The sequence below is a fragment of the Advenella incenata genome, assembly GCF_004217095.1.
GTDB lineage: Bacteria > Pseudomonadota > Gammaproteobacteria > Burkholderiales > Burkholderiaceae_B > Advenella > Advenella incenata.
Window position 1 is genome coordinate 2,344,816 of record NZ_SHKO01000001.1, and the last position, 24,866, is coordinate 2,369,681.

The following is a 24,866-nucleotide window of genomic DNA, read 5'->3' on the forward strand; positions in this document are numbered from 1 at the left end:
GATTACTCATTTCCTTTTGGAGGTGATCCGTCCTGACGTTTGCTGTCGCCACTGGCGGTCATATCATCTGCCTCAGCCACATCGGTATAGATATGCTGAGATTCTTTTTCGGCTTCGGTGGCTTTCTCGTGTTCATCAGCCTGACGACCCAACAGCCGTGGTTTCACTTTGAAGAACGTCATCACCACAACGAAGAACGTTGGGACGAACAGCACGGCAAACGGTGTCGCCGCTACCATACCGCCAAACACCCCATAACCCACAGCCTGCTGGCTTGCCGCACCTTCGGCGTTGGCCAGCATAAGCGGTATGACGCCCATGATAAATGCGAACGAGGTCATCAGAATTGGGCGGAACCGCAGTTTGGCCGCCTCAAGCGTGGACTCAACCAAGCCCTTGCCCGAAGCATAGGCGTCTTTGGCAAATTCCACAATCAGAATGGCGTTCTTTGCGGACAGACCAATAACGGTAATCATCCCCACCTGGAAGTAAATGTCATTTGACATGCCCACCAGGGTAACCAGACCGACCGTGCCCAGCATACCCAGCGGTACGATCAGAACGGCCGACAAAGGAATCCACCAGCTCTCATAGAGCGCCGCCAGCACCAGGAATACCACTGCAAAAGCCAGCGCAAGCAAAATCGTGGCCTGACTTCCTGCCTGCACTTCCTGATAGGACAGACCCGTCCACTCATAGCCGATACCCGCAGGCAATTGGCCAATCAGTTTCACAATCTCGTCCATCGCCTCGCCGTTGGCATAGCCGGCATTGGCCTGCCCCTGGATAGTGATGGAATCATAGCTGTTGTAACGCTGGATCTGCGTTTCGCCATGTACCCAGTCAAGGGTCACGAACGAAGACATGGGGACCAGTTCGCCATTGGTGTTATGCACCCGCAGTTTGAGAATATCTTCAGGCGACATCCGCTGCGCGGCTTCGGACTGAATCCACACGTTCTGCATCCAGCCCTGGTTCGGGAATTGCCCCAGATAACTGTTACCGATCGTGCCCGAGAGGACATTACCTACTTCGGTCATATTCACGCCCAGCGAATAGGCTTTGACGCGGTCAACCGTGACTTTCAGCTGCGGGCCAGGGCCCAGGCCGGAAATACGCACCTGCGACAGAATCTTGCTCTGGCCAGACAGCTGTATCAGTTGGTTGGCCGCTTCACGCAATTGGGTCTGACCCATACCACCGCGATCCTGCAAGCGCAAGTCAAAACCAGTAGCCGTACCCAGCGACGGGATGGACGGTGGCACAATCGATAGCACCATGGCATCAGGAATACCGAAAAGCAGTTGCCCCGTGGCGCGACCTGCGACCGACATGGCGTTGTGCTCTGCCCCTTTGCGCTCATCGAATTTCTTGAATGGCGTAAAGGCAATGGCCGAGTTCAGACCGGAGCCGTTGAAACTGAAACCCTGCACGGTGATGATATTCTCCACCTCAGGCTGTTTCCCATAGTACTCCTCGACCTGCTTGATGACTTCTTCAGTCCGCTTGGCTGAGACACCAGCCGGCAACTCAATATTGGTGACGGCGTAGCCCTGATCTTCGGTCGGCAGGAACGAAGTGGGCAGACGCAGATACAGAAAGCCCAGCAGAATGACCAGCCCCAGATAAATCAGCATCATGCGTCCACCGCGTTTGAGCATGCTGCCCACGAAACCAGTATAGTTGTTCGTGATTCTGGCAAACGTCCGGTTAAACCAGCCGAAAAAGCCTTTTTTATCATGATGCCCCTTGGGCACAGGCTTGAGCAGCGTGGCGCACATCGCTGGCGTAAAGGTCAGCGCCAGGAATGCGGAAAAGCCGATAGAAATGATCATTGCCGCGGCGAACTGGCGATAAATCACGCCTGCGGACCCGCTCATGAAGAACAGGGGCGCGAACACGACCATCAACACAAGTGTAATACCAACGATCGCCCCGAAAATCTGTGGCATCGCCTTGACCGTGGCTTCTTTGGGGTGCAGGCCTTCTTCGGCCATGATCCTTTCAACGTTCTCCACCACCACAATGGCGTCATCCACCAGAATACCGATGGCCAGCACCATGGCGAACATCGTGAGCGTATTGATGGAGTAACCCATGGCCGACAGCGTAGCCAGCGTGCCCATCAGCGCCACCGGGACCACAATCGCAGGTATCAGTGTATAGCGGATGTTCTGCAGGAACAGGTACATCACGACGAACACCAGCAGCATCGCCTCAACCAAGGTGTGAACCACCTGGGTGATAGACGCATCGACGTACGGAGCCGTGTTGTAGGGAACCTTGTATTCAATATTGTCAGGGAAATACTGGGCCAGATTTTCCATCTCGGCCTGGACCAGGTTCGAGGTTTCCAGCGCATTGGCGTTGGGCGCCAGCGAGACGGCGAATGCAGCTGCCGTTTTGCCGTTCAGGCGTGATCCAAACTGATAGGAATCGGCACCCACTTCAATGCGGGCCACATCGCGCAGTCGAACTGTCGAGCCGCCTGTTGTGGCGCGCAGAACAATATCGCCAAACTCCTTAACGGTGCTAAGCTGGCCATTGACGATTACCGTCGCACTGGTGGTCTGGTCATCCGGCGTTGGCGGCGACCCCAGGGTACCGCCGGTAATTTGCGCATTCTGTGTTTGCAGGGCGGTCTTGATATCGCTGGTGGTCAGGCCAAACGACGTCATTTTTGCCGAATCTACCCAAATACGCATGGCGCGTGGTGACGCAAACAGCTGGAATTCGCCGACACCCTTGATCCGGGAGACCGAGTTCTGGATATTGCGCGTGATGTAGTCGCCCAGGCCTGCATCGTCGAGCGAGCCGTCGGTAGAGGTCAGGGTCACGATCATCAGGAACCCTGCCGTACTCTTGGAGAACGTAATTCCCTGTTGAGTCACCGCCTGAGGCAGCTTGGAGTTTACGCTGGAAATACGGTTCTGGACGTCCACCTGGGCAAGATCCGGGTCGGTGCCCGGTTCAAAGGTCACGTCGATTTTGGCGGCGCCGTAGGAATCGCTGGTAGAGGCATAGTACAGCATACCCTGGGCACCGTTGAGCTCGTTCTCGATCAAACTGGTAACCGAGCGGGCGACCTCTTCGGCGCCTGCACCAGGGTATGTAGCACGTACGGTGATGGTCGGCGGTGCCACTTCAGGGTACTGCGAAATTGCCATATTGGGGATGGAAACGATACCCGCAAAGAATATGATAATCGCAATAACCCAGGCAAAAATTGGCCGGTTAATGAAAAAATTTGACATGTTTTATATACTCACTGTGCCGGCTTGTCGCCCTGCTGTTCAGGCTTGCTTTCCTGTGCTGGGGTCTTGTCAGCCCCTTGCTTGGGTGGTTCCTGAGTGCCAGACTCAGGCTGCTGGCTCTTATCGCCTGCCGCCTTGTCTTTTTTCCAGGGCTGAGGTTTGACCGGAGCGCCTGGGCGAATTTTTTGGAATCCTTCAACAATCACTTCGTCACCGGCTTTAAGGCCCTGTGTAACGATCGTATCGGTTTTCACTTCGCCGCCTGTCTGGATGGTCACCACAGAAACCTTGCCGTCGCGTACAACCATGGCATTGTTCAGACCATCGGTAGAACGCTGAATGGCTTGGGTTGGAATGAGCAACGCCTTATCATCCTTGCCCTGCTCTAGCTTGACAGTAACGTACATGCCAGGCAGCAGCAGCTTGTCCGAGTTGGGGAATGTGGCCCGCAGGGTCACCTGGCCGGTAGTAGGTTCAACGCTGACGCCGGTAAAAAGCAACTGGCCATTTTCCGGGTACTGTGTACCGTCTTCCAGTTCAAGCTGAACCACAGCCGTGTTTTCGTCAACCTTGGTCAATTGCCCATCTGCCATCGCCTTGCGCAAACGGTACAGTTCGGCAGTAGACTGGGTAAAGTCTACGTAAACCGGGTCCATTTGCTGCACATGCGCCAATTCGGTAGCTTCGGTCCCGCTGACCAGCGCTCCTTCAGTAACCAGTGCCCGGCCAATAATGCCGTCAATGGGCGATTCCACATCGGTATAAGACAAATTGATACGGGCTGCATCCAGGGCAGCTTTAGCTGAAGCGATGGTAGCATCTGCCTGATTTGCCTGCGCCCGGGCATCGTCATATTCCTGACGGCTCACGGCATTGGATTTGACCAGCGTGCTATAGCGATTGGCCAGTTGCCGGGCACTGCCTGCCGTCGCTTTGGCCTGATTCAAGGCCGCTTCGGCCTGTGCATATTGTGCCTGGTAGGTCGCCGGATCAATCCGGAAGAGCACCTGCCCTTTTTTCACCTCGCGACCCTGCTCAAATTCAATTTTTTGCACAATACCGTTAACCCGGGCACGCACCTGCGCATCACGCACAGCACTGACCCGACCAGGGAGCGTGGTAAAGATGGTGGTGGGTGTTTCGGCCAGTTTGATTGTGCTGACAGGTGTCGGCGGCGGGCCGCCTTGCGCGCCTGCTTGCTGATCTTCCTTACCGCAACCGCTTAGCGCAACCAGGCACGACAGCAAAACTGTTGCAACATAGCGCTTGTGTAAAAAGAGTCTGTTTGTCATTGGGTTGGAAACCTTGAGAGCGAGGGCTGATCCTGACGGATAGCAGATTGAACGGTATTGAAGAAAAGATTATAACCAGAAAATAATTGCCTAAGCAAATACTATTTAGTATAAACCCTTAAGTTCTAGGGTTTTTATCGAATTCTCGGGAATGTTGTGAGCACACTCACCTGAGAAAAGGACTAAGAAGGACCAAGCGGCGCAATGTGCCGGATCCGTCGCATAATGACAAAACACAGCTGTGAAGGCCCCGCTGCCAGTACAGTGGCTAACTCAGGCCACCGTATCAGCGGGCCAATACCGGGTGCAACCTGGCTGCATCACCACTGGTACAGCGCCTGGCAAATCGAGCTGAGCGATCAGTCGCCGACAAAGATGCAATAAAAATAACACGCCTATGCCTGTTTTGTCGCCATCTGCCCGCCAGGAAGGGTCAAAATCTACTTTTTAAACCCGCACAGTATCAATCGAGCAACAGGGCATCATCGGTGATCTGCTCTCCCCTGACCTTCTCGAACATTTGCAGCAGGTCCCTGACCGTCATGTCCCGGCGCTGCTCGCCGGCCACATCCAGAACAACCTGTCCCTGATGCAGCATAATCGTCCGTTCGCCGATCTCCAGTGCTTGCTTCATACTGTGCGTGACCATCATAGTGGTCAGTTTCTGTTCAGTCACGATCTTTTCTGTAAGATCCAGAACAAATTGCGCGGTCCGTGGATCGAGCGCAGCAGTATGTTCGTCCAGCAGGAGTATTTTGCTTGGCTGCAGTGCCGCCATCAATAGACTCACCGCCTGACGCTGTCCGCCAGACAACAGGCCGATGCGGTCAGTCAGCCGCGACTCCAGGCCCAGCCCCAGAATGGTCAGGCGCTCCCGGAACAACTGTCGCAGATCACTGCGCAAAGCCGGACGAAGGCCGCGTTGGCCGCCCCGACAATAGGCCAGCGACATATTTTCTTCGATCGTCAGGTCTTCACAGGTGCCCGCCATCGGGTCCTGAAACACCCGCGCCACATTGACCGCCCGCTGCCACACGCTTTTGCGGGTGACGTTCTGGTCGTTGATATGAATCGTGCCGGAGTCAACCATCAGCTCACCCGACACCGCATTCAGAAAAGTGGACTTACCGGCGCCGTTGGAGCCGATCACGGTCACGAATTGCCCTTGTGGGATACTCAGGGACAAGCCACGCAACGCGCGGGTTTCAATGGGGGTGCCGGCATTGAAGGTAATATGTAGATTTTGTGCGTTCAACATATCAGGCGCGTCCTTTGATTCGCAGGTTACGGCGAAGCTTGGGCAGAATCAGTGCGATGGCCACCAGCAATGCAGTAATCAAATTCAGATCCTGTGCCTTGAGGCCGATGAAATCGCTGTTGAGCGCCAATGCAATGAAAAAACGATAGAGGATAGCCCCTACTATAACGGCCAGCGTAATAAAAAGAAAACGTCGTGCAGGCAAAATGCTTTCTCCCACGATGACCGCCGCCAGGCCAATCACAATGGTGCCGATTCCCATGGAAATATCAGAGCCGCCCTGCGATTGGGCAAACAGTGCTCCGCCCAGGCCCACCAGCGCATTGGACAGCGCCATGCCAATAAGCACCATGCGGTCTGTAGCAATGCCCTGGGCTCGCGCCATTCGCAAATTCGAGCCGGTCGAACGCATGGCCAGTCCCGAGCGGGTTGAAAAATAGGCGTCCAGCAGAATTTTGGCGCCAACCACCACAATGAACAGCAATACGGGGCGCCAGACATAATCGTCGAGCGCCGCCGGTTGCGTGAGCGAAAACACGGTGTCGCTGGTGATCAGCGGGATATTGGGTCCACCCATGATGCGCAAGTTGATCGAATACAGGGCCGTCATCATCAAAATACTGGCCAGCAGGTCCATGATGCCCAACTTGACGTTGAGCCAGCCGGTGATCATTCCGGCAAAGCCGCAAGCGAGCATCGCTGCCGCGCTGGCCACGAAGGGGTCATAACCGCTACTGACCAGAAGCGCAGACACCGCGCCGCCCGTAGCAAACGTACCATCGACCGTCAGATCGGGAAAGCGCAAGACGCGAAAGGAGATGAACACGCCCAGCGCGACCAGGCTGTAGATAAAACCCAGTTCCAGCGCGCCAAGGGAAGAAAAAAGAGACATGTTAAGAACTTGTGATCAAATAAAAAAGCCTGAGATGAGCCCAGGCCGGTGAAAATGGTGACAACGGGTTATTTCACAACCACTTTGGCGCTTTTGACAAAGTCTTCGCTCAATGTGACCCCTTGCTTTTGGGCAGCCCCCGGGTTGACGAACAACTCCAGCGTTTTGCTGGTTTCGGAAGCGATGCTGCCTGGCTTCTCGCCTTTCAGGATACGCGCTACGATTGTACCAGTCTGAATTCCCAGATTCTTGTAGTTGATGCCCAGCGCGGCAATGGCCCCGCGCTTGACGCTATCGGTGTCCGAAGCGACCAGCGGGATCTTGGACTCGTTGCCGACCTTGACCAAGGCTTCGTAGGCCGATACCACGTTGTTGTCGGTATTGGTATAGATCACATCAACCTTGCCTGCCAGACTGCGCGCAGCCGATCCCACATCGACCGAGCGTGGCGCGGACGCTTCAACAAGCGTCATGCCAGACTTGGGCAACAGTTCCTTCAGGCGTTTGACCACCACGCTGGAATTGGCTTCGCCCGGATTGTAAACAATTCCTACGCGCTTGGCCTTGGGCAATACCTGCTTGATCAATTCAATCTGCTTTTCCAGGACCAGCACGTCGGAAACACCTGTTACGTTGGCGCCCGAGGCCTCCATGGACTTGACCAACTGGGCGGCAGCCGGGTCAGTGACAGCCGAATACACCACCGGAATAGTCTTGGTTGCTGCAACCACAGCCTGTGCTGATGGCGTGGCAATGGCCACTATGGCATCGGGCCTTTCACCGATGAACTGGCGTGCAATCTGGGCTGCCGTACCGGTATTGCCCTGCGCGCTTTGATATTTCCATTTCAGATTTTTGCCTTCTACAAAGCCTTCCTTGGCCAGACCTTCCTTTACACCATCGCGCACGGCATCCAGGGCCGGATGTTCAACGATGGATGTAACGGCAACAAACTTGTCTGCCGCCTGGGCTGTGCCCGCAAGCAATGCGGTTGAAACCAGCGCGGCGGAAAGACAGAAAGCAAACGTGCCCTTGATCATAACAACTCCTGAATGACATGTTCTGAACTCAGCGATTCTGTCACAGCGAACCGCTTTGTACCAGTGGTATTAACGAGAATAAGTGCGCTGGTAACGTAACCTGGACGCACAGCCAAGGTTGCCGGCACTTAGAAACTGATCAGTTCTCCGGTCTTGCCGTTTTCCTGCAGCAGCGTCCGAAGCCAGCCCGTCGCCGGCAGCCGGTACAGGCTCTGCACCCGTCTGGCTCGCTGCTGCAACTGCTCGAGCGTGACCTGCAATGGAGGACCGCAAAATGCAATGACGATACGGTTCCCATCAATTGTTTCGGGAAACAGGATCACGCGATCATCAAATGCCTTTTTGATATTGCGAAAATTCTTGCGAAAACTGCCGTGATGGCCGAATAGGTTTATCGTGACTACTCCCAGATCGCCGCATACCTGCCGACAACCCCGGTAAAACTGGTCAGACGAACAGACCGGCCCCTGCGCGGTGTAATCATACAGATCCACCATGAGCGCGCCATAGCCGTTTTCATTGAGCGGATCCTGGACCCAGTCCTGCGCATCTTCATGCACCACCCGGCACGAGGCCGTTTGCTGCAACTCAAAAGCAGACTCACATATGGCGGTGACCTGGGGATTCCATTCCACGGTCACGACATCGCTATCGAAATGATGCTGGCAAAAACGCGTCAGCGACCCGGCCCCCAATCCCAGAATACCAATACCCCGATCAACCGGTGGGGCCAGAAACAACAGCCAGGCCATCATTTGCTGTGTATAGTCGAACTCCAGTTTTTCAGGACGGTTCACCCGCATGGCGCCCTGAATCCATTCGCTATTGAAATGCAGGTACCGCACACCCTGCGATTCGGAAATCATCGGTTCATCGTAGTCGGGATGTGGTTCCGTTTTCTGGTGCTGCATGTACAATCAAACCCGTTCAAAGATGGCGGCAATGCCCTGCCCGCCGCCTATACACATGGTTACCAATGCGTAGCGACCGCCAACACGTTGCAACTCGTGCAAGGCCTTCACTGTAATGATGGCCCCGGTTGCACCCACCGGATGGCCCAGCCCGATACCGCTGCCGTTGGGATTGACTTTGGCCGGATCCATTCCCAATTGCTGCGTGACTGCGCAAGCCTGGGCTGCAAACGCTTCATTGGCCTCAATCACGTCCATATCTTCAATCTTCAGCCCGGCCCTGGCCAGTGCATTGCGCGTTGCCGGAACCGGACCAATACCCATCAGGCGAGGGTCAACACCGGCGTGGCCGTAAGCCACCAGGCGGGCTAGCGGTTTCGCGCCGCGCTCCTTGACCATTTCACCGTTCATGAGCACCAGTGCGGCTGCGCCGTCATTAATACCCGACGCATTACCAGCGGTAACTGTTCCGGCTTCCTTGACAAACACCGGTTTCAGGGCAGACAGCCCCTCGAGCGTGATGTCGCGTCGAACATGCTCATCGGTATCGAACACAATATCGCCCTTGCGTGATTTCATGACCACCGGCACGATCTGCTCCTTGAAATAGCCCAGGTCAATGGCGTTCGCCGCGCGTTGATGGGAAGCGACGGCCAGTTCGTCCTGCTGCTGACGGGACACGCCGTATTCCCTGGCTACGTTTTCGGCCGTGACCCCCATATGCATTTTTTCAAACGGATCGGACAACGCGCCGGTCATCATGTCTTGCATCACACTGTCACCCATTCTGGCGCCAAAGCGGTGTGCCGGCGCTATGTAAGGCGCGCGGCTCATGTTCTCGACGCCGCCGGCGATAGCAATTTGGGCGTCTCCCAGCAGCAATGTCTGGGCAGCGGAGACGACGGCCTGCAGGCCGGAGCCGCACAGGCGGTTGACATTGAAGGCCGGCGTGCCCTGTGCGACACCGGCAGTGACCGCCGCATAGCGCGACAGATACATGTCGCGTGGCTCGGTATTGATGACATGTCCAAGCGCAACGTGGCCGATATCGTCGCCCGTCACCGCAGCACGCTCCATGGCTGCCCGGATGACCGTTGCTCCCAGCTCGCCAGGGCTTACATTTTTCAGACTTCCGCCAAAGCCGCCAATGGCAGTACGAACACCGGATACCACGAAAACGTCAGGCATGATAATTCCTTTTTTTGTGTAAAGAGAACCGAATCATAACGCATCCGGCATACAATGAAAGCCCGCTGTTTGTGTTCAACGGAAAATCAGGACCGCTATGAAAATCGCTACTTGGAATGTCAATTCGCTCACTGTACGTCTGCCGCAGGTATTGGCCTGGCTGGATCAGCACAGTATCGATATTTTGTGTATTCAGGAGCTCAAGCAGGTCAATGAAAAATTTCCCAAAGATGCGTTCCAGGAACTGGGTTACGACGCCGTCTGGACCGGTCAGAAAACCTACAACGGCGTGGCCATTTTGTCGCGTTCGTCACTGGAAGACGTGATCGTCAACAATCCGCTTTACCCCGATACCCAGCAACGGCTGATCACCGCCACCTGCCAGACCAGCGAAGGTCCGATGCGCGTCATCTGCGCCTATTGCCCCAACGGCAGTGCGCTCGATAGCGACAAATACAACTACAAACTGGAATGGTATGCTGCGCTCAACCAGTTCGTTGAAGCACAGATGAAATTATTTCCCAATCTGACCATTTGCGGCGACTACAACATTGCGCCCGAAGACCGCGATGTGCATCCCAAATATACGGGCGATATTCTGATCTCCCCCAAGGAGCGCGCCGCCATGCAGGCGCTCAGCGGCCTTGGGCTCAGCGACTCATTTCGTCTGTTTGACCAGGAAGAAAAACTGTTCAGTTGGTGGGATTACCGGATGATGGGGTTTCGCCGCAACGCCGGGCTTCGCATCGACCATATCCTGCTGAGCCCGTCGCTGACCCCGCATTGTACAGCCTGCGTTATCGACAAGGCGCCCCGTGGCAATGAACAACCGTCGGACCATGCGCCGGTCGTTGCCACGCTCTCTTTGTCATTTGCCTGACAAGATCCTGGCGCGCTGCGATTGCCTGATGATCGCAAAATGCAAATAAAGGCCGGAAATTTTCCGGCCTTTATTTGCATTTACTGGATTAAGCGCTTCATGAACACTGGCAACGTACCGGGCAAGGCTCAAGGGGCCCTTTGCCAGTACCACTAAGCTGCCTGCAGCGGGATCACATGACGACTTTGTCGTGTCATGACCTGCCAATTTTGGGCGCTTGCTGTGCCAAAGCACGTTACCCTGTTGCTAATGTAGCGCCAGCTTTACTACTCGCCGTCCAGAATCTGGTCTTCAAAGCTGGTGGCCGCCTGTTCGCTGGACATCGGCACGTACAGCACGCCCGACGTAATGGGCTTGCCGATATTGATGATCGATACCAGACGGTTTTTCTGGGTTACGGCAAAGCTCTTGCCGATATTGTTGCTGGTCAGACTGGCCAGTCGCTGGCTGCCCGATGGGGAAAACTCAAGTTTCACAAAAGCCTTGCCGGCGCTGTTGCGAGTCGCCACGGCGTTCTGCAAGTCGTTGCGGGTCAGCGTCTGGGTCGGATCGACATGCACCAGCACGCCATTTTGTCGCACGGCCGTATAACCCTGCATTGGCGTGCGCGACGCAATATACATGATAAGTGACGATGAAGCGACCGAGCTCGACGGTGCTGGCGGAGTGGAAGCCGCGGGGGCCGGCGCCTGGCCGGAAGAAGACGGTGGCGAAGTCGGCACATCACTGACTCGCGTGCCGCCTGAACGATTCTTGAGCAAGTGATCCATAGTGTCACAGCCTGCCAGGGTCAGCGTAGCAGCGATTGCGACAAAAAGTGCCCCTCTTTTCATGTGCATAATCGGTTTCCTTAATTCTGGTAAAAGATTTATGGCGCCATTATAAGATATTGTAGAAAATTCTCATGGACACTTTTCCCACCCGATCACAAAAAGCGTTCATGACTTTTAAGATAGCGCCATTTGCCTGGAGGCAGGTCCGCCAGCGACACATTGCCCATGCGAACCCGTTTTAAGCCGATCACATTTAAGCCCACCATTTGGCACATGCGGCGAATCTGCCGCTTCTTGCCTTCCTGCAAAATGAACTTGAGCTGGTCGTCATTTTGCCAGCTTACCTGCGCCGGACGCAGCACATCACCGTCAAGGGATAGCCCGTGACTGAGCAATTGCAGCCCATTGCCGCTGATCCTGCCTTCGACGCGAACCAGATATTCCTTTTCCACTTCGGAGTCTTCGCCGATCAGCTGTCGGGCAATACGTCCGTCCTGAGTCAGAACCAGCAGGCCTTGGGAATCGATATCCAGCCTGCCGGCAGGCGCCAGCCCTCTTAAATGTGATGGACTGAAGGTATGCTTGTCACGATCGTACTGCCGATCGGGCGTGATCAAGGTTACCGCAGGCCGATAACCTTCTTCGGCCTGACCGGACACGTAGCCCACCGGCTTATTCATAATGATAGTGACGCGGGCCGTCTGTCGCGCCTGGGCTGACTTGTCCAGCGTAATGGACTGATTGGGAAACGCCTTCTCGCCCAGCGTGGCGACCTTTCCGTCTACGCGCACCCAACCGCGTTCAATGTAAGCGTCGGCTTCACGTCGGGAACACAGTCCTCGTTCGGCAAGCAGTTTAGATATTCTTGTCTTTTCCATTTGATTCCGTTTGCTTACGCAAATTTGCTATAGTGTGTTTCTTTGTCCGGACGCACCGGACGTTTCTGTTTGAACGTGGCCATTTCAATACCACGATTTATCTGCAGGCTCTCACATCCCGCGACCCATGAAGCATGAACCTTATTCCCCTGGCTGGCTGAGCCGGCCACCGCCTAAACTGGATCCTGTCCAGAAATACTGGCTGTCTCGTCCCGGCCCGCTTACTGAGGGCTTGCGCAGACAAGGTGACGTACGCATCCAGGTTGTCGGTGAATTTGCCGAAGTAGTCAGCACAGATGAAGCGCGGACCATCAGAAAGGCAGCCAATACGGTTGTCTGGGTACGGGAGATCTGCATGTCTATTGACGGCACGCCTGCGGTAGTCGCCCGCAGCATAACGCCGCTGGATGCTGCCCAATCAGTATGGCAGGCAGTACGTCGGCTACGCACACGGCCACTGGCCGATATTCTGTATCATGATCCGGCTATTGTACGATCTGTGTTCGAGTCCTGCATAGCAAAATCGCCAATGCCAATATTTAAAGCCGTCGTGCGCGCTGACCAACTGCCCTCGCCTTCACTGTCCAGGTTGCCCACGCGTCGCTCGGTTTTCTGGAAAAACGGCCAGCCGCTGCAGGTAACCGAATGTTTTTTACCGGCCTTCTGGTCGCAATTGCTCAAGTATCCCAGGGTTTGACAGGGCTGGCATTTCAATTGTCATACAGACTACTTTCAAAGCAGACGGTCGTAAATTTTGCAAAGACAAGCGTCATGCCGCTGGATGCATGATCTTTGGCGACACCTGCGGCGGTGGGGCTAACGTCAAAAACATTGGGCTGGAAAAACGCTGCGTTTGTCGCCGCTGTTTCACAGGGATCTGCTCGTTTTGGGATTAAAGTGCGTTGTCGTCCTGCTCACCGGTACGGATGCGAATTGCCCGTTCGACCGGGGTTACGAAAATTTTCCCATCCCCTATTTTGCCGGTACGCGCCGCCTTGATAATGGCTTCAATGGCCGATTCAACCAGGCTGTCTGTAATGACCACCTCTACCCTGACTTTGGGAAGAAAGTCCACCACATATTCGGCGCCACGATAAAGCTCTGTGTGCCCTTTCTGACGGCCAAACCCTTTTACTTCTGCAACGGTCAGACCGCTGACGCCGATATCTGCCAAAGATTCACGAACTTCGTCCAACTTGAAGGGTTTAATGATGGCTGTTATTAATTTCACGTGGTTTCCTTTACTTTGCGGGGCGTGGCCCTGCTTTTTTACTGGAAAAGAATAGCATATTTTTTAATTATGCAGCCTAGAATCGATAGCCGTTCGTTATCGGGAAGCGCCAATCGCGACCAAACGCCCGGGTGGTGATTTTGGGCCCGGGAGATCCCTGACGCCGTTTATATTCATTGATTCGCAACAATCGCGCCACCTTTTCCACATCTTCACGGGCCAGACCAGTATTGACGATGGCTTCCACCGAGTCATTGTGCTCCATCAGATGTTCCAGGATGGTGTCCAGCACCTCATATTCGGGCAGGCTGTCCTGATCAGTCTGGTCTTCGCGCAACTCAGCAGAGGGCGCCCGCGTGATGATACGCTCTGGAATGATCGCAGACTGCGTATTGCGCCAGCTCGCCAGGCGATATACCAGCGTTTTGGGAATATCCTTCAGGGGAGCATAGCCGCCCACCATATCGCCATATAGTGTGCAATAGCCCGTTGCCAGTTCAGATTTATTGCCCGTGGTCAGCACGATGGCATTGAATTTGTTGGACAACGCCATCAGCAATGCCCCGCGAATCCGCGCCTGCAGATTCTCTTCGGTCGTGTCCTGGGGTAAGTCGCCGAAAATGGGCGCCAGCGCCTCCAGGTAACTGTTGAACATGGGCGATATGGCAATCTCGTCATAGCGAACGGCAAGGCGTTGAGCCATGTCCTGTGCGTCATTGACCGACATGTCTGCGGTAAAGCGCGAAGGCATCATGACCGCATGCAGGTTCTCTGCGCCAATCGCATCAACCGCAATAGCCAACACCACGGCCGAATCAATACCGCCGGACAGACCAATCACGGCTTTTCCAAAGAAGTTCTTACCCAGATAGTCGCGCGTCCCCATAACCAGCGCACGCCAGATTTCGGCCTCGGCCACCTCATTTTCCTGGGGTTGCACGGGTACCGAGTGGTCCGCCCCGAGAGGCAACGGCGTCAGGTCCTGGATCTGTCCCGACAAGATCTGGACGCGCCCCATCGCCTGGCAAAAACTATTGAGTTCGGTCACAACGTCACCATGACGGTCTATCACGAAAGAGTGACCATCGAAAACCAGTTCGTCCTGCCCGCCTACCAGATTGCAGTAGATGGCGCCCATGCCGGTGTCACAGACGTTTCGACGCACCACGGCAAGTCGGGTTTCGTGCTTGCGCACCATATAGGGCGAGGCGTTCAGGATCAGTAGCGTATCTGCCCCAGCCTGCCGCGCCGCCGTGGCAGCGCTGGCAAACCATACGTCTTCGCAGATGGTCACGCCGAAGGTATGTTCCCTGACGGTAAACACCAGTGGCTTGCGCCCCGCCGTGAAATAGCGCCTTTCGTCAAATACGGAATAATTGGGCAACTCCTGCTTGAGGTACGTGCCCAGGTTGTCGCCATTGAGAAAAACACTGGCGGCATTGAAGGTGCCCTTGTCTGTGCTGACAACATGCCCCAATACCACATGTAGATCCTGGAAGCCTGCCAGTGTTTCCTGCAGGGACTGCAACGCAGCCTGCTGGTCTGCGAGAAACTGGCAGCGCAGCAACAAGTCTTCAGGTGCATAGCCGGTAAGCGCCAGCTCGGGCAATAACAGGATGTCTTGCCCCTGCTCGTGAGCGAGTGCGGCGGCCTGGACAATGCGTGCCGCATTACCGGCCAGATCTCCGACCTTCTGATTGATTTGTGCAAATGCGACACTGACCGATGGTTCCATTATCCCGCTCTGTTTCTTTTGCAAACCACCGATTATCACACAAGCATCTGAGATGAGCGTCTAAAATACCGCTGATTAATGCAAAATACCGACATTGGACAGATCAGCACACACTATGACAGACAGCCCTAACCCAACCAATCAATTCGACAAAAAAGCCCAGGCCTGGTCGGCCCGTTTCTCCGAACCCGTATCAGACCTGGTCAAGCGCTACACCGCTTCGGTCGATTTTGACAAGCGACTGGCCCGTTTTGACATTCAGGGGTCGCTGGCCCACGCCACTATGCTGGCCACAACAGGCGTTATCTCCGCCGACGATCTGGCCGCCATCGACAAGGGCATGCAGCAAATTCTTCAGGAAATTGACGTCGGCACGTTTACCTGGCTGCTGGACCTGGAGGATGTGCACCTTAATATCGAAAAACGCCTGGTTGAGCTTATCGGGGACGCCGGTAAACGCCTGCACACCGGCCGCTCACGCAATGACCAGGTGGCAACGGACATCCGCTTGTGGCTGCGTTCAGAAATTGACGTGTCACTGGAACTGATCACCGCGCTGCGTCGTGCCCTGGCGCAAGTGGCCCTGGAGCATCACGATACGATCATGCCCGGCTTTACGCATTTGCAGGTCGCCCAGCCGGTTACTTTCGGTCATCATCTGCTGGCCTACTCTGAAATGTTCGCCCGGGATGCCGAGCGCCTGACCGATTGCCGCAAGCGCTGCAACCGCCTGCCGTTGGGTGCAGCTGCGCTGGCCGGCACCTCCTACCCTATCGATCGCGAGCAGGTTGCCACGTTGCTGGGCTTTGACAGCGTCTGCCGCAATTCACTGGATGCCGTATCCGATCGCGATTTTGCCATCGAATTCTGCGCCGCCGTTTCCCTGGTCATGACGCATATTTCCCGACTGTCGGAAGAACTGATTTTGTGGATGAGCCCGCGCATCGGCTTTATCGATCTGGCAGACCGATTCTGCACCGGCAGTTCCATCATGCCGCAAAAGAAAAACCCCGATGTACCGGAGCTGGCCCGAGGCAAGACCGGCAGGGTAAACGGCAATCTGATTGCCTTGCTGACGCTGATGAAAGGCCAGCCTCTGGCCTACAACAAGGACAACCAGGAAGATAAAGAAGGCCTGTTTGATTCGGCCGATACCTTGCGCGACACATTGACGATATTTGCCGACATGATCGGCGGTATTCGGGTGCGCAAACAGGCCATGCGCGATGCTGCCCTGATGGGATTCTCTACCGCCACCGACCTGGCCGACTATCTGGTCAAGAAAGGACTGCCCTTTCGTGACGCGCACGAGACCGTTGCCCTGGCTGTACGCCATTGCGAAGAGCAACAGTGCGATCTGGCCGATCTGACGCTAGAAGAGATGCGCAAGTTCAATACATCGATCGATAGCGATGTGTTCAGCGTTCTTACCCTGGAAGGCTCTGTCTCCTCACGCGCGCATATAGGCGGCACTGCGCCCGCCCGTGTCAAGGCCGAAGCTGAGCGCGTGCTGGCCGAACTGGCCTGACCTGCATTAAGTCTGAAGCAAAAAAGACGGCGCACCGGTATTTGACGGGCGCCGTCTTTTTATTTACTACGCGCTGCCACCGATACGAAATCGATCGCAGCAATCGTTTTGCAATGACAATGCACCCTTTGATCTGCTCTTAGAGAAGGTCGCGATCTTGTCTTCCTAACGTTATCGACCTTGATCGATATAGCCTGACCCTATTTAGCCTGACCGGGGGCTGTCTTGCCGCGGCAGTCCAGACCATGCGCCCGGATCCTGCCGGTTTACTGTGCAGCAGCAGTGGGCTCGGCGGCGTCGCCCGACCCGCTTTCGAATACCGCAATGGATTCGACATGCCCGGTATGCGGGAACATATTTACGACACCTGCCGCACTTAATTTGTAGCCGCCTTCGTGCACCAGAATGCCTGCATCCCGCGCCAGAGTCGCCGGATTACAGGACACGTAAACGATTCTCGTCGGACGCTCTTGCGGTTCAAGTTGTGCCAAGGCAAGCGCTACCGCCTGCGCACCCTCTCTGGGCGGATCAATCAGCATACGGTCAAAGTGTCCCAGGTTGCGCAACCAGGCCACATCGACCTCAAACAGGTTCAGCGTAGCAAAGCGAGTTTTCTCCTGCAGGTTGTGCTGGCTGGCCGCCTGCAATGCGCGATCGGTAAGTATGCTGCTGCCTTCGATGCCAACCACCTCACGTGCCACGGTAGCCAGGGGCAAGGTAAAGTTGCCCAGACCACAGAACAGGTCCGCCACCCGCTCATCGGCCTGAACATCCAGCAGATTGAGTGCCTTGGCAATCAGAGAGCGGTTGATGAAATAATTGACCTGGGTGAAATCCGTTGGTTTGTATGGCATTTTCAGCCCGAACTGCGGCAACAGGTAATACAGAGAATCGGCCTGTTCCTCGTGCAGCGGCCTGACGGTATCGGGGCCCTTCGATTGCAACCACCACACTACGTTATGACGCGTCGAGAAGGCATCCAGCTGTTCAATATCGACAGCGGTTAACGGCTCCAGGTGGCGCAGCAACAGCGCAGTCGTGGCTTCACCAACGGCTACTTCGATCTGCGGGATTTTGTCGTCAATACTCAGGCTGCCAATGAGCTCACGCAAGGGAACCAGCATGTCCGAAACATAGGGCGGCAGTACATGACATTCAGTCATGTCGGTCACATACCGGCTCTTGCGTTCGTGAAACCCAACCAGCACTTTGCCCTTCTTGATCACCTTGCGTACCGACAGGCGTGCGCGATAGCGGTAGCCCCACGCGGGGCCCTGCAGCGGCGGCAAGACTCTGGGTATCGTCATTTTGGCAATATGCCTGAATCCATCTTCCAGCGCCCGCTGCTTGATCGCCACCTGGGCAGTGATATCCAGATGCTGCATGATGCAGCCGCCACAGGTGCCGAAACTGGGGCAGCGTGGAGTGACTCTCTGGCTCGACTCTTTGATGATCGACGTTGTGCGGGCTATTTCATATGAGGGCTTGCGGCGAACAATATCAGCCCTTACCTTTTCTGCAGGCAGCGCGCCTTCAACGAAAATGGCCTTGCCTTCGCGCCGGGCGATGCCGCGCGCTTCCAGATCAAGGGATTCGATGGTAAATGTTTCCTGCATGGGTGACCTCTGTATTCTGAAGGCGTTATTTTAATGACCCAGCCAGCCAAGTTGGCGCGAAACGGCAACATTGCAAAACAATTGTCGGCAAAACCACGCTCTGGTCGATTTATCACAACCACTGGCGACAGCATCCAGACTGAAGATGGCAAGCGAGATCTTGGCCAAACCCTCTGACATGGCCCCACCAGTCGCGTCCAGCCTCGTTATCGCGTTCACCGGCCACAAAAAAGCCCGCCAGCACTTGCTGACGGGCCCACAACAGTGACGTCTTGCTGCCCTGCTCTACCTCACTTCCCGGAAAGGCAGGCCGGACAGGGGCAACGTTTACTGTTTTGGTGCTGCTGGTGCCGGTTTGCTATCACTGGCGGCGGCTTGCGCTTCAGGTTTTGGCTCTTCGGTCATCTTTGCGCGTTCCTGTTGAAATTTCTTGCGATGTTCTTCCCATTTGGCAGAACGATCCTTGAAGTATTTAACAACAGTTGCTTTCTGCTCGGCGCTAAATGTGTCCCACAGGCCAAGCCATTTGGCCTGATCATCTGCCATTTTTTTCTCAAAGCCCTCGTGCATTTCTTTCTGTGCTTCCAGCAGCGCTTTTGGATCAACATTGCCGGAATCCAGTTGCTTGCGCCGCTCTTCCTGGTATTTGCGGAAGGCCTCGCGATTAGGTTCGCGGGCAGCCTTATGTTCGTCCTTGATCGTTTTGAGCGTGGCTTTTTGTTCGTCGGTCAGTTTCAGGTCATCAACCAGTTTCTGACTGCCTGCACCCAGGCCAGGAATCACAATTGCCCCGTGACGCATGTTGCCCTTGCGATGATATCCGTGTTTGTGGCCGTCACCTTTATGGTGCTTTCTGACGCCCTGCTGCGGCTTGGCCTCACCAATGCGATGGTATTCCATGTTGGTGCTTTCACTTTGTACGGATGGGCTGATAGGGTTGGATTCCGTATCAGCCTTTACCGCCTGCGCAAATGCAGTGGTGGCAACCGCTGCGGACAACGCGCTGGCCAGAAGAGATTTTACGAGGAAAGAACCTGAAAATTGAACAGCCATTTTATACTCCTTGTTTAGTCTGTCGATGACGTCATAAGCATGTCGGTGACGTACCCATTCTGGGTCACAAGCAATTACAAGTGTGTTTCAATAGCGGTGCAGATCTTTCAATGCATTACCTAAAGCGCAAGGCCCGGCTCTCCCGTGGCCCGTCCTGCCATGTGTATTTACAGCAATAGTGCGCTAGCGATAATCCCAGGCAGCCAGGTATTCCTGCCATTGTGGCTTGTTCAGGGCAGCTAGGCTGCTGTGCACCAGGGCAACTTCTTCTTCATAGGCGGTCTTGTCCAGCTCGCCCTTCATCAGGCGGAAACGGCAATAGACCAGCCATGTATTGACTACATCCGTTTCACAGTATGCACGGACCTCATCAGCCTTGCCGTCACGCCATGCATCCCACACCTGACTGCCATCCATGCCCAGCTTGCCGGGAAAGCCACAAAGCTTGGCCAGTTGATCCAGTGGCGCATTGGCGCGGCCATTGAACTTGGCAAGCAGATCCATCAGGTCGATATGACGGGTGTGATAGCGACTGATGTAGTTGTTATATTTGAATTCGCGGTCATCTTCACCCATATCCCAATACCGCGGTGCAGACAGGCCGTGGATCAGGCAGCGGTAATGCAGAACAGGCAGGTCAAAGCCCGACCCGTTCCAGCTGACCAACCTGGGTGTATAGCGCTCAATGGTCTTGAAAAAACCGGCGATGAGCACGGCCTCGTCATCGTCCGGCTCACCCAGCGTGCGCACGCGAAAACCGTTGTCGTCGCGAAAGACGCAACCGATAACGGCAATTTTCTGCAGATGCAAGGGAAAGAAGTCATTGCCCGTCTGTTCAATGCGAAGCGCCCTGGCACGTTCGACCACCTCGGCATCCGAGAGGGTGTCATCCCAGTCATTCAGCGCGCGCAGACCCTTGGCATCGGGGATGGTTTCAAGATCGAAAACAAGCGTTGGAATCATGGCGCGCGACACTTTCAGACGGGTTTTGCCACTTAGCGGCGTGGCAGGTAAGACAATGGATTGACAGGCTGGCCACGACGGCGGATTTCAAAATGCAGGCGTGGTGATGACGTATCCGATTGACCGACTTCGGCAATCTTCTGGCCTTTGGACACTTTCTGCCCATTCTTGACCAGCAACTTGCTGTTGTGGGCATAGGCCGAGATAAAGCCATTGCTGTGAGAAATCAGAATCAGGTTGCCCAGACCGCGCAAACCATTGCCTACGTAGGAAACTGAACCGGATGCCGCGGCCGAGACCGGATCGCCCAGCTTGCCTTCGATGTCAATACCCCGCGTGCTTGCAGAAAACTGCGTGATGATTTTGGTGGTGGCCACTGGCCAGCCCCAGGACACGGCGGTGGCGTCGCTGGCCGGCGTGGCTGAGACGCTGCCTGCTGCGGTTGGTGTTGCGCTGCCGGCGACGTTCGAATCTGTGCCGGCTGGGCTGGACGATGCGCTTGTAGATACACGCAGCCGCTGGCCTACCTCGAGTGACGGAGAAGAAAGTTTATTCATTGACATCAGCTGGGAAACACTGACGTTATTGGCGCGGGAAATTTTATAAAGCGTATCGCCGCGCTGCACGACATATTCGCCCGGACCAGCAGGGCCACTGGCTGAACTGCCGGAACCCAGCTCGGAGACCGGCGCACGTGAAGAGGTTCCGCAACCGGCCAGCGTCGCCGCCAATACCAGGGATCCAATTAAAACGGGGAATTTTCTTTTCATTGAGTGAATCTGCATATGTTTTACCTACCTGTTCAATGGATGCGTAACACGTACGCAAAACGGGTATTTTCTCCTGTCACAATTGTATGCCTGCACGCAGTGGAACAAAGCGTACAGGTTCAAGTTCCTTACGATCCCAGCTGTTTACGCCGGTTCTTTCGATCAGCACCAGTTTCTGCTGATCCGAACCTTCGGGCGCAATCAGACGGGCACCTATGTCCAGCTGGTGCAGCAATGCGGTCGGGATCTGCAGCCCAGCCGCGGCAATGACGATGGCATCAAACGGAGCAACCGACGGCATACCCAGCATGCCATCGCCATGAACCAGACGTATGCGGGACACCAGTTTAAGCTCGCGCAGCGTACCTCTGGCCATTTCATACAACGGCTTGATTCGTTCAATTGTATACACTTCGTGGCACATTGCCGCCATCACGGCTGCCTGGTAGCCACAACCGGTACCGATTTCCAGCATTTTTTGCGGCTTTCGGTTTTCCGCGACCGCTGAAAGCATACGTGAAACGACCCACGGCTGCGAGATGGTTTGGGAAAAACCGATGGGCAACGCCGCATCATCGTACGCCCTGCTAGCCAGCCCCTGATCAATGAAGACATGCCGAGGTACAGAGCGCATGGCCTGCAGAACCCGTTCGTCGGTAATGCCCTTTTGCCGAAGTCGCTCAACCATAAGTGCGCGCAGCCGATCAGAATTTAAGCCGATATTCTGGCCGCCTCGTGCTTCGGTGGCAGGCACTGCCGAAGCCGGGCGTGCTGCATTTGCCGCAACAATAATACGGGTGTTGCTATTGGTTGGCGTAATTTTAATTTTGTTGGACGGAAAAGAAAGGCGTGTTCGGCTTTCGTTAACATCATTTACATTTCCGAAGTGCGTGCCGGTGCCAAAGGGAGGTTTACGCATTGCTCAGCTCCACCCAGCTGCGTGCCTGGTTCAATTGCTTGTAGTGTGTCAGATCCAGTTGCAGCGGCGTCACGGAAATGAGCCCCTGACTGGTTGCACCAAAATCTGTATCTTCGGCAAAGTCGGCAACCTCGCCTACCATGCCGATCCAGTAAATAGGTTCGCCTGCCGGGTTGGCGCTTTTGATGACCGGTTGCGACGGATGACGCCGTCCTAGTCGCGTAACGCGCAGTGAACTCCAATGATGTTCCGGCAGTGGCGGGATATTGACACTAAGCAGAACAGGGGCTGGAAACGGATTGGCCAGTTGATGCTGCACGATTTGCACCGCAATTTTCGTGGCTGCTTCCAGTTCCGGCCAGTTCTTCTCCGTCAGGGAAAAGGCAATGGACGGGATACCAAACAGAAAGCCTTCTGTCGCCGCCGCCACTGTACCCGAATACAAGGTGTCTTCACCCAGATTGGCGCCGTTATTGATGCCGGAGACAACCAGATCTGGTCGATAGTCGAGCAGGCCTGTCAGCGCCACGTGCACGCAGTCCGATGGGGTGCCGTTCAGGTAATAATCGCCCGATGGGGTGCGCCGCACCGACAGCGGCCTGTTCAACGTAAGCGAATTGGAGGCGCCACTGTGATTGACTTCGGGCGCAACAACCGTGACCTGGGCAATACCGCGTAGTGCCTCGGCCAGGGCCTGCACACCCTCAGCATTGTAACCATCATCGTTCGACACCAATATTCGTTTCATTCAGATCGCAACCAGACATTATTCCCCCTGTATTGTACATGGATCATCCGATACGCGGGACGCGATATCCTGTTCGGCATGACGAAAGGGAACTGTATATAATCGTGTCTTCCGGTAATGACAACGACGACGATGAACAACCTGCTCTGGACCATTTTTGCCCTGCTTGCCGCCTACCTGATAGGCTCGGTCTCTTTTGCCATGGTGGCCAGTCGCCTGTTCGGCTTGAAGGACCCTCGTACCTTTGGCTCGGGCAATCCCGGCGCTACCAATATGTTGCGTACAGGCAACCGCAAGGCAGCCCTGTTTACCCTGCTCGGAGACGCCTTCAAGGGCTGGCTGGCAGTTGCTTTGGCAATCTATCTTGCCCCTGCGGCCGGGTTTACCGACACCACCATTGCACTGGTGGCCGTCGCCGTATTTCTTGGCCACATCTATTCGCTTTTTCTCAATTTCAAGGGCGGCAAAGGGGTGGCCACTGCAGTTGGCGTGCTGTTCGCCCTGCAACCATGGCTGGCAGTTGCCACCATTGCGACCTGGCTCATTATTGCCGTTTTCTTTCGCTACTCGTCCCTGGCAGCCCTGGTCGCTGCCGTTTTTGCCCCGTTTTATTATTATGTGGGCGGTATGGCGGCCTGGCCGTTTTCCATGCCCTGGTTTCTGGCCATCTGCTTTCTGACGTTGGTGCTAATCGCCAAGCACAAGAAAAATATTGCGAATCTGCTGGCAGGCACCGAGTCGCGAATCGGCCAGAAGAAAAAAACCAAATAGCGCACTCAGGCGCTGATATCTGCCAGATCCCAGCGGGGGTGAACGGCAGCATTGTCTGGGCGACGCATGTTGTCCACCAGACCCGCCTTGACCCGTTCGGCTGCCGCATGGGCAATCATCGCGCCATTATCAGTGCATAACGCCAGCGGCGGGAAAAATACCTCACCGTTTTGCTTTTGCATCTGGCGCGTCAAATATTCGCGCAATTGCCGGTTTGCCCCCACGCCCCCGGCCACCACCAGGCGGTTGCTGCCGCAGGCCTTGACTGCCTTGATTGCCTTAAACCCTAGCACCTCCACAATCGCGGCCTGTACCGAAGCGGCCAGATCCTGCCGTTGCTGGTCATTGAGTGGTACCTGTTGCTCCAGCTTGCGAAGCGTGGTCAGAACCGCAGTTTTAAGGCCGGAAAAACTGAAATCCAGGTCGCCGCTATGCATCATCGGCCGCGGCAGATCGTAGGCCTTCGGATTTCCCTTGTCGGCAAGCGCGGCCAGTGCCGGCCCGCCCGGATAAGGCAGGCCCATCAACTTGGCGGATTTATCAAAAGCTTCGCCGGCCGCATCATCCAGGGTTTCGCCAAGTAATTCGTATTGACCAATGGCCTTCACATGCATCAGTTGGGTATGTCCACCAGACACCAGCAGCGCCACATACGGAAAATCCGGAACGGCCTGCGCCAGCATCGGCGACAGCAAATGGCCCTCCAGATGATGAATTGGGATTGTGGGTATATTCAGGCTCCATGCCAGGGATCGGGCGACCGAGGCGCCAACCAGCAGGGCCCCGGCCAGGCCCGGGCCCGCAGTATAGGCCACGGCATCGATGTCTTTAAGAGTCAGGTCTGCATGGCGCAGTACTTCGCGCGTGAGCGGCAAGACACGCCGGATGTGATCGCGCGAGGCTAGCTCGGGCACTACCCCACCGTAGGCCTGATGCATCGCGATCTGGCTGTGCAGCGCATGCGCCAGCAGGCCCGATTCGGTGCTGACCAGCGCAACGCCGGTCTCGTCACAGGAGCTTTCAATGCCGAGAATGATCATAAATTACCTGTTCGACGACGCTGGCCCATGCCTGCGCGCGCCGAGCTGGGGCGAGGCGGGGGCGCCGTCGGTGTGATTACATTACCTTTATAGCAGGAAAGAATGTTGCAGATTAAAGACGATATC

22 protein-coding genes are annotated in these 24,866 nt (G+C 55.5%); 4 read left to right on the plus strand and 18 right to left on the minus strand.

From position 1 onward, the window contains the following. Positions 1-2: 2 nt before the first annotated feature. The 7 genes from EV681_RS10590 to EV681_RS10620 all read right to left on the minus strand — a co-directional run bounded on the left by EV681_RS10590 (position 3) and on the right by EV681_RS10620 (position 9,835). Entirely contained in the window at positions 3-3,254 is a 3,252-nt protein-coding gene (locus tag EV681_RS10590; protein WP_130303900.1) for an efflux RND transporter permease subunit, read from the minus strand. Between the two features lie 11 nt (positions 3,255-3,265). Then, positions 3,266-4,546, minus strand: coding sequence for an efflux RND transporter periplasmic adaptor subunit (locus tag EV681_RS10595; protein ID WP_128394139.1), 1,281 nt, complete (start codon positions 4,544-4,546; stop codon positions 3,266-3,268). A 463-nt stretch (positions 4,547-5,009) separates the two neighbouring features. Further along, positions 5,010-5,804: an ABC transporter ATP-binding protein gene (locus EV681_RS10600; protein WP_128394138.1), complete on the minus strand. Its 795-nt coding sequence runs from the start codon at positions 5,802-5,804 to the stop codon at positions 5,010-5,012. A gap of 1 nt (position 5,805) precedes the next feature. Beyond that, entirely contained in the window at positions 5,806-6,696 is an 891-nt protein-coding gene (locus EV681_RS10605; RefSeq protein WP_128394137.1) for an ABC transporter permease, read from the minus strand. A gap of 68 nt (positions 6,697-6,764) precedes the next feature. Then, the gene (locus EV681_RS10610) at positions 6,765-7,736 is read right to left on the minus strand and encodes an ABC transporter substrate-binding protein (protein WP_128394136.1); all 972 of its coding nucleotides are present in this window, start codon (positions 7,734-7,736) and stop codon (positions 6,765-6,767) included. Positions 7,737-7,864: 128 nt separating this feature from the next. After that, the gene (locus tag EV681_RS10615) at positions 7,865-8,647 is read right to left on the minus strand and encodes a class I SAM-dependent methyltransferase (protein WP_165393004.1); all 783 of its coding nucleotides are present in this window, start codon (positions 8,645-8,647) and stop codon (positions 7,865-7,867) included. A gap of 6 nt (positions 8,648-8,653) precedes the next feature. Then, the gene (locus EV681_RS10620) at positions 8,654-9,835 is read right to left on the minus strand and encodes an acetyl-CoA C-acyltransferase family protein (RefSeq protein ID WP_128394135.1); all 1,182 of its coding nucleotides are present in this window, start codon (positions 9,833-9,835) and stop codon (positions 8,654-8,656) included. Positions 9,836-9,932: 97 nt separating this feature from the next. On the opposite strand from EV681_RS10620, the gene xth reads away from it, so the two are divergent. Continuing rightward, on the plus strand, positions 9,933-10,715 hold the full coding sequence (gene xth, locus EV681_RS10625) for an exodeoxyribonuclease III (protein ID WP_128394134.1): 783 nt from the start codon (positions 9,933-9,935) through the stop codon (positions 10,713-10,715). A gap of 266 nt (positions 10,716-10,981) precedes the next feature. On the opposite strand, the gene EV681_RS10630 is transcribed toward xth, so the two are convergent. Both EV681_RS10630 and EV681_RS10635 read right to left on the minus strand, forming a co-directional pair. Further along, the gene (locus EV681_RS10630; RefSeq protein WP_130303901.1) at positions 10,982-11,554 is read right to left on the minus strand and encodes a SecDF P1 head subdomain-containing protein; all 573 of its coding nucleotides are present in this window, start codon (positions 11,552-11,554) and stop codon (positions 10,982-10,984) included. A gap of 86 nt (positions 11,555-11,640) precedes the next feature. Next, a complete protein-coding gene (locus tag EV681_RS10635; RefSeq protein ID WP_128394132.1) occupies positions 11,641-12,366 on the minus strand; it encodes a pseudouridine synthase in 726 nt (241 codons plus the stop codon). Positions 12,367-12,493: 127 nt separating this feature from the next. Here EV681_RS10635 and EV681_RS10640 point away from each other — a divergent pair, with 127 nt between their 5' ends. Beyond that, positions 12,494-13,063, plus strand: a complete 570-nt coding sequence (locus tag EV681_RS10640; protein WP_128394131.1) for a chorismate--pyruvate lyase family protein — start codon at positions 12,494-12,496, stop codon at positions 13,061-13,063. Between the two features lie 195 nt (positions 13,064-13,258). Here the strand turns inward: EV681_RS10640 and EV681_RS10645 are convergent, their stop codons facing one another. Continuing rightward, entirely contained in the window at positions 13,259-13,597 is a 339-nt protein-coding gene (locus EV681_RS10645; RefSeq protein WP_128394130.1) for a P-II family nitrogen regulator, read from the minus strand. Positions 13,598-13,673: 76 nt separating this feature from the next. Continuing rightward, on the minus strand, positions 13,674-15,332 hold the full coding sequence (locus tag EV681_RS10650) for an NAD+ synthase (protein WP_130303902.1): 1,659 nt from the start codon (positions 15,330-15,332) through the stop codon (positions 13,674-13,676). A 115-nt stretch (positions 15,333-15,447) separates the two neighbouring features. Here EV681_RS10650 and argH point away from each other — a divergent pair, with 115 nt between their 5' ends. Beyond that, complete coding sequence (gene argH, locus EV681_RS10655; RefSeq protein ID WP_130303903.1) at positions 15,448-16,860, plus strand: argininosuccinate lyase; 1,413 nt, start codon at positions 15,448-15,450, stop codon at positions 16,858-16,860. Between the two features lie 266 nt (positions 16,861-17,126). On the opposite strand, the gene rlmD is transcribed toward argH, so the two are convergent. The 6 genes from rlmD to surE all read right to left on the minus strand — a co-directional run bounded on the left by rlmD (position 17,127) and on the right by surE (position 22,929). Next, positions 17,127-18,476: a 23S rRNA (uracil(1939)-C(5))-methyltransferase RlmD gene (rlmD, locus tag EV681_RS10660; protein ID WP_130303904.1), complete on the minus strand. Its 1,350-nt coding sequence runs from the start codon at positions 18,474-18,476 to the stop codon at positions 17,127-17,129. A 327-nt stretch (positions 18,477-18,803) separates the two neighbouring features. After that, a complete protein-coding gene (locus EV681_RS10665; protein WP_128394126.1) occupies positions 18,804-19,529 on the minus strand; it encodes a Spy/CpxP family protein refolding chaperone in 726 nt (241 codons plus the stop codon). Positions 19,530-19,712: 183 nt separating this feature from the next. Then, complete coding sequence (locus EV681_RS10670; protein ID WP_128394125.1) at positions 19,713-20,492, minus strand: 3'-5' exonuclease; 780 nt, start codon at positions 20,490-20,492, stop codon at positions 19,713-19,715. 32 nt (positions 20,493-20,524) lie between these two features. Then, entirely contained in the window at positions 20,525-21,262 is a 738-nt protein-coding gene (locus EV681_RS10675; protein WP_130303905.1) for a peptidoglycan DD-metalloendopeptidase family protein, read from the minus strand. Positions 21,263-21,338: 76 nt separating this feature from the next. After that, entirely contained in the window at positions 21,339-22,181 is an 843-nt protein-coding gene (locus EV681_RS10680; RefSeq protein ID WP_128394123.1) for a protein-L-isoaspartate(D-aspartate) O-methyltransferase, read from the minus strand. After that, positions 22,174-22,929: a 5'/3'-nucleotidase SurE gene (surE, locus tag EV681_RS10685; protein ID WP_128394122.1), complete on the minus strand. Its 756-nt coding sequence runs from the start codon at positions 22,927-22,929 to the stop codon at positions 22,174-22,176. Before surE ends, EV681_RS10680 begins: the two co-directional genes overlap by 8 nt. A gap of 132 nt (positions 22,930-23,061) precedes the next feature. On the opposite strand from surE, the gene plsY reads away from it, so the two are divergent. After that, positions 23,062-23,700 (plus strand): glycerol-3-phosphate 1-O-acyltransferase PlsY, encoded by a 639-nt coding sequence (gene plsY / locus EV681_RS10690; RefSeq protein WP_128394121.1) that lies wholly within the window; start codon positions 23,062-23,064, stop codon positions 23,698-23,700. A gap of 5 nt (positions 23,701-23,705) precedes the next feature. Here plsY and tsaD read toward each other — a convergent pair whose 3' ends face one another. Further along, positions 23,706-24,740, minus strand: a complete 1,035-nt coding sequence (tsaD, locus tag EV681_RS10695) for a tRNA (adenosine(37)-N6)-threonylcarbamoyltransferase complex transferase subunit TsaD (RefSeq protein WP_130303906.1) — start codon at positions 24,738-24,740, stop codon at positions 23,706-23,708. Positions 24,741-24,866 lie beyond the last annotated feature (126 nt).